Here is a 12,100-nt window from a genome sequence, read left to right on the forward strand (position 1 = left end):
CCATGGCTTCCTCTTCTGGCCGAACTCCGCACGTGCTGGTTCTCAACCACTACGCCAAGCCGCTCTCCGAGCCCGGCGGCACACGGCACGTCGAGCTGTTCGGCAGACTGACCGGTTGGGACTGGACGATCATCGCGGGCGACCGGGACGTCTACTCGCGACACCGCTTCACCGGGCGGGAGCCGAACTTCGTCCGGGTCCGGGTCCCCGGCTATTCCCGCAACGACCACCGTCGGGTGCTGAACTGGCTCGGGTACGCGGGCGGGGCGCTGCTGCGGTCGCTGCTGCGCCGCCGTCCGGCGGTGGTGTACGCGTCGTCACCACACATCCTGACGCCGGTCGCCGGCTGGCTCGCCGCGACGTTCTGGCGGGTGCCGTTCGTGCTCGAGATCCGCGACCTGTGGCCGGAGTCGATGGTCGACACCGGCTACCTGCGCCGGGGCTCCCGGCCGCACCGGCTGCTGAGCGGGCTGGAGCGGTGGCTGTACCGGCGGGCCGACCGGATCGTGCTGGTCGCCGAAGGGTGGCGGTCGTACTTCCGGGACCTGGGTGTGGACGACGAGAAGCTGGCCTGGGTGAGCAACAGTGCCGAGCCGTCGGCGTTCGACCTGCGCCACGACCGGTACACGCCGCTCCGGGGCCGGATCCCGGTACGCGGGCGGCTGGTCGTGTTCGCCGGGGCGCACGGGCAGGCCAACGGCCTCGACGAACTGCTGGACGCCGCGGCGGAGCTGCCGGAGCACACCTTCGCCCTGATCGGTGACGGGATCGAGAAGCCACGGCTGGTGGCGCGCGCCCGCGCGGAGGGCATGTCCAACGTGCACTTCCTGGACATGATCCCGAAGGCCGAGTTCGCCGGCATCCTCGGCGGCGCGGACATCGGCGTACACGCGCTGGCCGACGCCGACGTGTTCCGCCTGGGGGCCAGCCCGAACAAGCTCTACGACTACCTCGCCGCCGGGGTGCCGGTGGTGACGAACTGCCCGGGAGAGCCGCACGACGTCGTGCTGGCCTCGGATTCCGGGGCGGCCGTCGCGCCGGGGAGCCTCGCGGTGGGACTGCGCGAGCTGGTGGCGCTGGATTCCGAGGTGCTGCGCGAGATGGGCGGGCGGGGCCGACAGTTCATCGGCCGGCATCGGTCCCGGACGGCGATGGCGGGCCGGTTGCAGCGGGTGCTCGACGACGTGGTGGCGGAGCGCACCCCCCGGCGTCGGGGCGGGCCGGTGCCGCCGCGGGACGCCGCGGTCCGACGGACGCCCGAGGAGCTGAGCAGCCGGACCTGACAGCCACTAATTGCGACGTCATACGCGAAACAGACACGAAGCACGCAAAACTCCCTGTAAGCACTATATGACGCAAAGAGGTCGTTCTCGCTCGACCACGGACGACCCCAGACCCCCAGGGAGTAGTGCATGCCGCCGGAAGCAGAAGTTCCCGAGCGCACCCCGACGACCCGACGGACCAGATCCCGCCGGCGGAACCTGAGTTTCCTCGCCGGCGACGGCGCCGCCTGGGTCGGCGGCTTCCTCGCCGCCACCTGGGCCCGCTACGAGTTCGACCTGACCATCGGCCAGGCCACCCGGGCGATCGGGATAGGCGCGCTCGCCGCCGTGCTGCACCTCGTGGTCTCCGCCCTGCGCCGGGTCTACTCCGGCCGTCACCCGCTGGGCAGCCTCCCCGAGATCCGCGGCCTCGCCGGCACGACGGCCGCCACGACGGCGCTGGTGCTGGTCGCCCTGGTTCCCCTGGGGAACCGACCGGTCCCGGCGAGCGCGCCCCTCGTCGGCGGCGCCCTGACCCTGCTGCTCATGCTCGCGGTCCGCCTCGCCTACCGGCACCGCCACGACCTCGCCATGCGCCCGGACGCCCGCTCGGCGACGAAGGTGCTGCTGTTCGGCCTCGGCGACGCCGGTCAGGGGCTGCTGCGGGCCATGCTCAGCGACCCCCGCGGGCGGTACCTGCCGGTCGGCGTGCTCGACGACGACCCGGCCAAGCGGGACCTGCGGATCGGCGGCGTCCGCGTGCTCGGTGGGCGTCACGACGTGGCGGCGGCGGTACGGCGTACCGGCGCCGCCACGGTGATCTTCTCGGTGGCGAACGCGGACGCCGCGCTGATCCGGCAGATCCGGGAGGCCACCCTCCAGACCGGCGCGGCCTTCAAGGTGCTGCCGCCGGTTCGGGACCTCGTCGACCACCGGATCACCGTCACCGACGTCCGGGACGTCCGGATCAGCGACCTGCTCGGCCGGCGGCAGGTCGTCGGCGACCTGACGCTGTCGGGCAACGGCCTGACCGGCCGGCGGATCCTGGTCACCGGCGCGGGAGGCTCGATCGGCTCGGAGCTGTGCCGGCAGATCATGCAGGCGGACCCGGGCGAGCTGATGATGCTCGACCGCGACGAGTCGGCCCTGCACAGCCTCCAGATGTCACTGTCCGGCCGGGCCCTGCTCGACGGGCCGGAGCTGATCCTGGCCGACCTGCGCGACGACGAGGGAATCCGGCGGATCGTCCGGGAACGCCGGCCGGAGATCATCTTCCACGCCGCCGCGCTGAAGCACCTCACCCTCCTGCAGCGCCACCCGGGCGAGGCGGTCAAGACCAACGTGTGGGGCACCATGTCGGTGCTTGACGCCTGCCGCGACGTGGCCAGGTTCGTCAACATCTCCACCGACAAGGCGGCCGACCCGGTCAGCGTCCTGGGCTACTCGAAGCGGATCACCGAGCGGCTGACGGCGCATGCCGCGGCCACCTACCCCGGCACGTTCCTCAGCGTGCGCTTCGGCAACGTGCTGAGCAGCCGGGGCTCGGTGGTCACCGCCTTCCAGCGGCAGATCGAGTCCGGCCAGCCGGTGACGGTGACCCATCCGGACGTCACCCGGTACCTGATGACCGTGCAGGAGGCGGTGCACCTGGTCCTCCAGGCCGCCGAGATCGGCCGGGACGGTGAGGCGCTCGTGCTCGACATGGGCGAACCCGTGCGGATCCTGGACCTCGCCCGCCAGATGATCGGGCAGGCGGGAAGCAGCGTGCCCGTCGTCTACACCGGCCTGCGACCGGGTGAGAAGCTGCACGAGGACCTGCTCGGTACCGGCGAGGAGGACGTCCGGCCGCTGCACCCGCTCATCTCGCACGTGACCGTGCCGGCCCTGGACCCGATCGAGGTCGCCGGGGTGGACCCGTTCGACGACCCGGAGAAGATCGTCGCCCAGTTGGCGGCGTTGTGCACCCAGGCCACGGCCCCGAGTGCGGAGGGCGTCATCCGGCTGCCGCTGTCCCGCTGACCAGCACCGACGCGGGGCGGACCGTCGGGTCCGCCCCGCGCCGCGTCTCTCGGCGGCCCACCGGGCGTGGCGGTCGGACCACCGAGGGTGCGAGATTGACCTCTTCGGGCATTGACATGCCTCACCGCCCCCGACAGGCTCGCGTCAATGGTCCTTCCACACAGGAGGCGCGATGAGGCGCACACGGCTGGCGATCGCCGGCGTGTTCACTCTGGTCGGCGCACTGACGCTGACCACACCGGCGAGCGCGCGGCCGCCGTCCGATCCGGACGGCCGCGACGGGCTGGAGGTGTACGTCGGCACGGTCAACCCGGAGCAGGTGGAGAAGCTGCGCGCGGCCGGCGTCGATCTCGGCCACGACCACCACGAATCCGACGGGGCCGGCAACACGACCATCGAGACCGTGCTCAGCACCCGTCAGGCCGAGCGGCTGGCGAGCCAGGGCGTGAAGCTCGACGTCAAGAAGGTCGACGGCAAGGCCGCCTCGCAGGCGCTGCGCGAGCAGGCCGCGGCCGGCTGGTCGGCGTTCCGTTCCTACAGTGAGCCGGGCGGCCTCCGCGACGAGATCACCGCCACGGCGGCACGGTTCCCGAACCTCACCAAGCTGGAGACGATCGGGACGACCCACCAGGGCAAGCCGATCCTCGCCGTCAAGGTCACCAAGGACGCGAAGAAGGTCCGGGACGGCAAGCGGCCGGCGGTGCTCTACGGCAGCGCGCAGCACGCCCGCGAGTGGATCACCCCGGAGATGACCCGGCGGCTGCTGCACCACGTGCTCGGCAACTACGGCACCGACCCGGAGATCACCCGCCTGGTCGACACCACCGAGTTGTGGTTCCTGCCGGTCGCGAACCCGGACGGCTACGACCACACCTTCACCCCCGGCAACCGGCTGTGGCGCAAGAACCTGCGGGACAACGACGGCGACGGGCAGATCACGACCGCCGACGGTGTCGACCTCAACCGCAACTTCGCCTACAAGTGGGGGTACGACAACGAGGGCTCCTCGCCCGACCCCAACAGCGACACCTACCGGGGGCCGGGCCCGAACTCCGAGCCGGAGACGAAGGCCCTGGACCGGCTCTTCAAGCGGGTCGGCTTCGAGTTCTTCGTGAACTACCACTCGGCGGCGCAGTTGCTGCTGTACGGCGTCGGCTGGCAGGTGAGCACCCCGACCCCGGACGACGTCGTCTACGAGGCGATGGTCGGTGACGACGCCCACCCGGCGGTCCCCGGCTACGACCCGGACATCTCCGCCGAGCTGTACACCACCAACGGCGACACCGACACGCACGCCACCGTCCGGTACGGCACGCTCGGCTTCACGCCGGAGATGTCGACCTGCCAGTCGGCGGCGGCGTCCGATCCGGACGACGAGTGGCTCCCGGAGGACTGCGTCAGCGGGTTCATCTTCCCGGACGACGAGGAGCTGATCGCCGCCGAGGTGGCGAAGAACCTGCCGTTCGCCCTGGCCGTGGCCAGGTCCACGCACGACCCGGACGACCCCGTCTCGGTGGTCGGCCGCAGCACCCCCGACTTCGTCGTCGACGCCTTCGAGACCTCGTACGGGCGGGACCAGCAGGTCGCCGCGATCGTCCGGCGCGAGCTGCGGAACGTCCGGCTGAACTGGACGGTCAACGGCGGCCGGCCGAAGACGGTCAAGGTCACCGAGTGGCAGGGCGGCGAGCGGTACGGCGACACCCACGACGACTACTACGCCGAGCTGCGCGGGAAGGTGACCGGGGCACGGCCGGGCGACCGGGTCGAGGTCTGGTTCACCGGCAACAGGCGGGGCACGGGTGTGGTCGCCAGTGACCACTTCACCTACCGGGTGCACGACGACATCGGCGGGGACGTGCTGGTGCTCGCCGCGGAGGACGTCACCGGCCTCAGCCCGGCGCAGGGCGTCACCAGCGCGAAGTACGCCGACGAGGTGACCGCGGCGCTGACCGCCGCCGGCCGGACCAGCGACGTGTACGACGTCGACGTGATGGGCCGGAAGGCGCCGCACCCGCTGGGTGTGCTGTCGCACTACGACACGGTGGTCTGGGAGACCGGCGACGACGTGATCCCGCGCGCGCAGGGCCAGGTGCCCGGCACCGCCGCCCGCTCGGCGCTGGAGACCGAGCTGGCCGTCCGGGACTACCTCAACGAGGGTGGCAAGCTGCTGGTCAGCGGCAAGTACGCCCTCTTCGCGCAGGCCGCCAACGGTGCGTACGCGTACCAGCCGAACGGGCCGGCGGAGTGCACCGACGCCGACGACGCGACCTGCCTGCCGCTGCTGAACGACTTCCAGCAGTACTGGCTGGGGGCGTACACGTACGTCAGTGACGGCGGCACCGGCGAGGACGGTCCGTACGCGCTCAAGGGCTCCGACGGGGCCTTCGCGGGCTTCGACGGCATCCTCAACGCGGCCGGTTCGGCGGGGAACCAGGACCACACCGCCTCGTTCCTGACCACGTCGAGCTTCCTGCCGCGCGACCAGTTCCCGCAGTTCGCCAGCTCCGCCCCGGTGGACTGGGTGCGGCCGGGCGCCGCGCCGTTCGACCCTCGCACCGGTGACTGGTACCTGTGGAGCGGTCAGGCCGACGAGTCGTACAAGCGGCTCACCCGCACCGTGGACCTCACCGGGGCCACCAGCGGCGAGCTGCGGTTCGCCACCTCGTACGACATCGAGCCGAACTGGGACTTCCTGATCGTCGAGGCGCACGAGGTGGGCAGCGACGACTGGACGACCCTGCCGGACGCCAACGGGCACACCGGCCGGGAGACCGGGGAGAGCTGCGCGTCCGGGTGGGTGGACACGTTGCACCCGTTCCTGGGCCACTACATGGGCGCGGACTGTTCGCCGACCGGCACCACCGGTGAGTGGCACGCGGCCACCGCCGCGTCGAACGGCTGGCAGGAGTTCAAGATCGACCTGTCGGCGTACGCCGGCAAGCAGGTCGAGGTGTCGATCTCGTACGTCTCCGACTGGGGCACGCAGGGCCTGGGTGTCTTCCTGGACGACGCCAGCGTGGTCGTCGACGGCGCGACCGTCTCGGAGACCTCGTTCGAGACGGCCGACCTCGGCGGTTGGACGGTGGCCGGCCCGCCGGCCGGCTCGGCGGGCAACGCCACCGACTGGTCGCGCAGCCAGCAGGCGTTCGAGGAGGGGGCGGCGGTGGTCACCGCGGACACCGTCTACCTGGGCTTCGGCCTGGAGGGGCTGGCCCCGGCGGCCCGGGACGACCTGGTCGCCCGGTCGCTGGCCCACCTGACGGGGCAGCAGCGCCCCTGACGTTCCGCCACGGGTGCGCCGGTGGTCCTTCGGGGCCGCCGGCGCACCTGCCGTTTCCGCCCGCGCGGGCCGCCCGGGATGTGGTGAGCTGGAGACATGGATCGGATCCGGCTCGGGCTGATGCTGCACCCGACCCGGGACGTCACCGAGGTGGTCGCGATCATCGAGCGCTGGGCGGCGCGCCAGAAGATGAGCCTCGCGGTCCGCACCGAGGACCGGCATCGGGTGCCGGCGAGCGTCGAGCCGCTGCCCGCCGACCAGGTGGCCGTGGCCTGTGACGCGTTGATCAGCATCGGCGGGGACGGCACCATGCTCGGCGCGCTGCGCTCGGCCGTCCGGAACCCGAAGCCGGTGCTCGGCGTACACCTGGGTCGGCTCGGTTTCCTGGTGGAGGTCGAGCCGCCGGATCTCCCGGCGGCGCTGGACCGGGTGGCCGCCAAGGACTTCACGGTGGAGCGGCACAGCTGCCTCGTCTGCGAGGTGTGCGACGACGACGTCGTGGCGTTCAACGACCTGGCGCTGGTACGCCAGCCCGGATCCGGCTTCGTCTCGGCGACGCTCGCGGTCGACGGGCAGCGGTACGGCTACTACCGCTGCGACGCGCTGGTGGTGAGCACGCCCACCGGGTCGACCGCGTACAGCTACGCCGCGGGCGGACCGCTGGTCTCCCCCGCCAGTGACGCGGTGGTGGTGACCCCCTCCGCGCCGATGGCCGGCATCTCCCGCGCGGTGGTGCTCTCCGGAGACGAGACCATCCGGCTGGAGCTGACGCCGGGCTCCGCCCCGGTCGCCGTCGAGATGGACGGCGTGGTCATCCAGAAGGCCGCCACGGAGGGTGCGGTGCAGGTGGGTTACCGCCGCGACGCGGGGCTGGTGGTACGCCTCGACCCCCGCCGCTACCAGGAGCGCAACCAGCTCAAGCTGAGCCTGCTGGATCTGCCGCTGCTGCCCGCGCAGCTGCGCGAACTGCTCCCCGAGGACCTCCGCGAGCAGCTCAACCGCCGCGAGCTGCCGCCACCGCGCTGAGTTCCGCTGACCCGGTTTCGCCTGGTCGTCCTCGCCGGCCGGACAGGGTGCACCCGGGCCCTGTCGAGCTGACGTCATGGATGAGTCAGGCCACCGACCAGGCGCGCCGACTCACGCCGCGGGACGAGGAGGAGGCGGCTGCGCCGGCGGTGATGACGTAGATGGCTCAGCTCGACAGCGCGCGACCGGGTTACCCGTGGGTCCGGACCGGCTCTGGACCCCGACCGGGCGGACCTGCTCGGTCCCTGCCCGCACGCCGACCCGCTCCCAGCCGCCCCCGAGCCGGCGGGGCGGCGGCGAGCGGCGCGTCAGGCCTTGGCGAGCACCTCCGAGACCAGGTCCTTCGCCTCGGACTGGATGCGGGTCAGGTGGTCCGGACCCTGGAACGACTCGGCGTAGATCTTGTAGACGTCCTCGGTGCCGGAGGGGCGGGCGGCGAACCAGCCCGACTCCGTGGTGACCTTGAGGCCGCCGATCGACGCGCCGTTGCCGGGCGCCGTCGTGAGCGTCGCGGTGATCGGCTCACCGGCCAGCTCGGTCGCGGTGACCTGCTCCGGCGAGAGCTTGCCGAGCACGGCCTTCTGCTCCCGGGTGGCCGGGGCGTCGATGCGCGCGTACGACGGCGCGCCGAAGCGCTCGGCCAGCTCGGCCCAGTGCTCGCTCGGGGTCCGGCCGGTGCTGCCGATGATCTCGGCCGCGAGCAGGCAGAGCAGGATGCCGTCCTTGTCGGTGGTCCAGGTGCCGCCGTCGCGGCGCAGGAACGACGCCCCGGCGCTCTCCTCGCCGCCGAAGCCGACCGCGCCGTCGAGGAGGCCCGGTACGAACCATTTGAACCCGACCGGCACCTCCAGCAGCGGCCGGCCCAGGTCGGCGGCGACCCGGTCGATCATGGAGGAGGAGACCAAGGTCTTGCCGACCGCGGCGGCCGGGCCCCAGTCGCGGCGGGTACGGAAGAGGTGGCCGATCGCCACCGCCAGGTAGTGGTTGGGGTTCATCAGGCCCGCGTCGGGGGTGACGATCCCGTGCCGGTCGGCGTCGGCGTCGTTGCCCGTGGAGACCGCGTAGTCGGCGCGGGCGGCGATCAACGAGGCCATCGCGTTGGGCGAGGAGCAGTCCATCCGGATCTTGCCGTCACCGTCGAGGGTCATGAACCGCCACGTCGGGTCGACCGTCGGGTTGAGCACGGTCAGGTCGAGGCGGTGCCGCTCGGCGATCTCGCCCCAGTAGGCCACGCTCGCTCCGCCGAGCGGGTCGGCGCCGATGCGCACGCCGGCGTCGCGGACCGCGTCGAGGTCGAGCACCGCCGGGAGGTCGTCGACGTAGCGGGCGAGGAAGTCGTACGAGCCGGTGGTGTCGGCGGCGCGCGCCCGCGCGTACGGGATGCGCTTCACCTCCTTGAGCCCGGCGGCCAGGATCTCGTTCGCGCGGTCCTGGATCCACCGCGTCACGTCGCTGTCGGCGGGCCCGCCGTGGGTGGGGTTGTACTTGAAGCCGCCGTCGTCCGGCGGATTGTGCGACGGGGTGATGACGATGCCGTCGGCGAGCCCGCTGGTGCGGCCCCGGTTGTGGGTGAGGATCGCGTGCGACACCGCCGGGGTGGGCGTGTAGCCGTCCCGGCTGTCCAGCAGGACGGTGACCTCGTTCGCGGCGAGGACCTCCAGGGCGTCGACCGTCGCCGGGGCGGACAGGGCGTGGGTGTCCCGGCCGAGGAAGAGCGGGCCGTCCAGGCCCTGCTCCCGGCGGTAGTCGCAGAGCGCCTGGGTGACCGCGAGGATGTGGTCGGAGTTGAAGGCGCGGCGCAGGCTCGACCCCCGGTGGCCGGAGGTGCCGAAGGAGACCTGCTGCGCCGGGTCGCCCGGGTCGGGGTGCTCGGCGTAGTAGGCGGTCACCAGCATCGGCACGTCGACCAGGTCGGACGGCTGGGCGGGCTGGCCCGCGCGGGGGTGACTGCTCACGGTTCCACCTTCTGACCCTTGCCGATCACCACGATGCCGTTGTCCGAGACGGTGTAGCGCTGGCGGTCCTTCTCCAGGTCCACACCGATCTCGGCGCCCTCGGGCACGATCACGTTCTTGTCCAGGATGGCCCGCCGGACCACGGCGTGCCGGCCGATGTCCACGCCCTCCATCAACACCGCGCCGTCGACGTGCGCCCAGGAGTGGACCTTGACCTTCGGCGACACCACCGAGTTCTCCACCAGGGAGCCGGAGATCACCGCGCCGGGCGAGATCATCGAGCCGACCGCCCGGCCGACCCGCTCGCCCCACTGGTGCACGAACTTCGCCGGCGGGTACGGCGGCTGGTCGGTGTAGATCGGCCACTCGAAGTTGTAGAGGTTGAACACCGGGTGCACGTTGATCAGGTCCATGTGTGCGTCGTAGAACGAGTCGAGCGTCCCCACGTCCCGCCAGTAGCCACGGTCGCGGTCGGTGCTGCCCGGCACCTCGTTGTCGCGGAAGTCGTAGACGTTGGCCTCGCCCCGCTCGACCATCATCGGGATGATGCTGCCGCCCATGTCGTGCTTGCTGGTCTTGTCCTCGGCGTCCCGCTCGACCGCCTCGCACAGGGCCCGCGTGGTGAACACGTAGTTGCCCATCGAGGCGTAGATCTCGTCGGGCGCGTCGGGCAGGCCGACCGCGTCGGTGGGCTTCTCCCGGAACGCGCGGATCCGCCTGCCGTCCTCGCCGACCTCGATCACGCCGAACTGGTCGGCCGTGGACAGCGGCTGCCGGATCCCGGCCACGGTCACCGACGCGCCGGAGGCGATGTGGTCCTCCACCATCTGCCGGGGGTCCATCCGGTAGATGTGGTCGGCGCCGAAGACGATCACGTGGTCGGGCTGCTCGTCGTTGATCAGGTTGAAGCTCTGGTAGATCGCGTCGGCCGACCCGGCGAACCACCACGGGCCGCGGCGCTGCTGCGCCGGCACCGGGGTGACGTAGTTGCCCAACAGCGTCGACATCCGCCAGGTCTTGGTGATGTGCCGGTCGAGCGAGTGGGACTTGTACTGGGTCAGCACGACGATCTTGAGAAAGCCGGCGTTCGCCAGGTTGGACAGGACGAAGTCGACCATGCGGTACATCCCGCCGAACGGGACGGCCGGCTTGGCCCGGTCCGCGGTGAGCGGCATGAGGCGCTTGCCCTCCCCGCCGGCCAGGACGATCGCGAGCACCTTGGCAGCCATGTCCCGACGCTATCCATCCGACCGCCACTTCACCACTCGTACGGGCACAGTTCCACGCCCGGTGCGGGGCGGTTTTCTGCACTAGGGTGCCGGGCATGACGGATCTCCCACGGCTGCGCGTCGACCTGCTCACCCGGGAGTACCCGCCGGAGGTCTACGGCGGGGCCGGGGTGCACGTCGAGTACCTCGCCCGCGAGCTGCGCCGGCTCGCGGACGTACGGGTGCACTGCTTCGGCGCGCCGCGCTCGGAGCCGGGCGTGACCGCGCACGCCGAACCGGCCGGCCTGGGCGGCGCGAACGCCGCGCTGCGGACGATGGGCGTGGACCTGGAGATGGCCGCGGGGTGCGCCGGCACGGACGTGGTGCACAGCCACACCTGGTACGCGAACCTCGCCGGGCACACCGCGAAGCTGCTGCACGGGGTGCCGCACGTGGTGACCGCGCACAGCCTGGAGCCGCTGCGACCGTGGAAGGCCGAGCAGCTCGGCGGGGGCTACGCGCTCTCGTCCTGGTGCGAGCGCACCGCGGTGGAGGCCGCCGACGCGATCATCGCGGTCAGCGCCGGGATGCGGCGGGACGTGCTGACCGCGTACCCGGCCGTCAACCCGGACCGGGTGCGGGTCGTCCACAACGGGATCGACACCGTGCAGTACGCCCCGGACCACGGCACGGACGTGGTCGACCGGCTGGGGATCGACCCGTCCCGGCCCAGCGTGGTGTACGTGGGACGGATCACCCGGCAGAAGGGCCTGCCCTACCTGCTGCGCGCCGCGCGGGAGCTGCCCGCCGACACCCAGCTGGTGCTGCTCGCCGGCGCCCCGGACACGCCGGAGATCGCCGCCGAGGTGGAGGGCCTGGTCGCCGAGCTGCGCGCCAACCGCTCGGGCGTGGTGTGGGTCGCCGAGATGCTGCCCAAGCACGAGGTGATCCAGGTGCTCACCCACGCCGCCGTCTTCGTCTGCCCGTCGGTGTACGAGCCGATGGGCATCGTGAACCTGGAGGCGATGGCCTGCGAGACCGCGGTGGTCGCCACCGCCACCGGCGGCATCCCCGAGGTGGTCGCCGACGGCGAGACCGGGCTGCTGGTGCCGATCGAGCAGGCCGCCGACGGCTCCGGACGACCGCTGGATCCGGGGCGTTTCGTGGCCGACCTCGCGGCCCGGATCAACGAGGTCCTGGCCGACGGGGAACGGACCGCCGAGTTCGGGCGGGCGGGCCGACAGCGGGCCGTCGAGCACTTCTCGTGGGACGCGGTCGCGCAGCGCACGCTGGAGGTGTACCGGTCGGTGGGCGCCGCCGGCTGACCCGAGCGCGAAGCGATCTCGCGCA

At 72.1% G+C, this 12,100-nt stretch carries 7 protein-coding genes; 5 read left to right on the plus strand and 2 right to left on the minus strand.

From position 1 onward, the window contains the following. The first annotated feature begins 2 nt into the window (after positions 1 to 2). The 4 genes from ACIBR0_RS20750 (at position 3) to ACIBR0_RS20765 (ending at position 7,587) form a co-directional block, all read left to right on the plus strand. Positions 3 to 1,283 carry a glycosyltransferase family 4 protein gene (locus ACIBR0_RS20750; protein ID WP_396717934.1) on the plus strand — a complete coding sequence of 427 codons (1,281 nt, stop codon included), beginning with the start codon at positions 3 to 5 and terminating at the stop codon, positions 1,281 to 1,283. A 129-nt stretch (positions 1,284 to 1,412) separates the two neighbouring features. Beyond that, a complete protein-coding gene (locus tag ACIBR0_RS20755) occupies positions 1,413 to 3,281 on the plus strand; it encodes a polysaccharide biosynthesis protein (protein ID WP_396717937.1) in 1,869 nt (622 codons plus the stop codon). Between the two features lie 172 nt (positions 3,282 to 3,453). Further along, complete coding sequence (locus tag ACIBR0_RS20760; protein ID WP_396717940.1) at positions 3,454 to 6,561, plus strand: M14 family zinc carboxypeptidase; 3,108 nt, start codon at positions 3,454 to 3,456, stop codon at positions 6,559 to 6,561. 96 nt (positions 6,562 to 6,657) lie between these two features. After that, positions 6,658 to 7,587 carry an NAD(+)/NADH kinase gene (locus ACIBR0_RS20765; RefSeq protein WP_396717943.1) on the plus strand — a complete coding sequence of 310 codons (930 nt, stop codon included), beginning with the start codon at positions 6,658 to 6,660 and terminating at the stop codon, positions 7,585 to 7,587. 308 nt (positions 7,588 to 7,895) lie between these two features. Here the strand turns inward: ACIBR0_RS20765 and pgm are convergent, their stop codons facing one another. Together pgm and glgC are read right to left on the minus strand one after the other, a co-directional pair. After that, a complete protein-coding gene (pgm, locus tag ACIBR0_RS20770; protein WP_396717945.1) occupies positions 7,896 to 9,542 on the minus strand; it encodes a phosphoglucomutase (alpha-D-glucose-1,6-bisphosphate-dependent) in 1,647 nt (548 codons plus the stop codon). Continuing rightward, on the minus strand, positions 9,539 to 10,771 hold the full coding sequence (gene glgC / locus ACIBR0_RS20775) for a glucose-1-phosphate adenylyltransferase (protein WP_396717947.1): 1,233 nt from the start codon (positions 10,769 to 10,771) through the stop codon (positions 9,539 to 9,541). Before glgC ends, pgm begins: the two co-directional genes overlap by 4 nt. Positions 10,772 to 10,866: 95 nt before the next feature. Between glgC and glgA the strand changes: the two genes are divergently transcribed. Beyond that, entirely contained in the window at positions 10,867 to 12,075 is a 1,209-nt protein-coding gene (gene glgA, locus ACIBR0_RS20780; protein WP_396717949.1) for a glycogen synthase, read from the plus strand. Positions 12,076 to 12,100: the final 25 nt, after the last annotated feature.

The organism is Micromonospora sp. NPDC049497, from assembly GCF_044465805.1.
Classification (GTDB): Bacteria; Actinomycetota; Actinomycetes; order Mycobacteriales; family Micromonosporaceae; genus Micromonospora.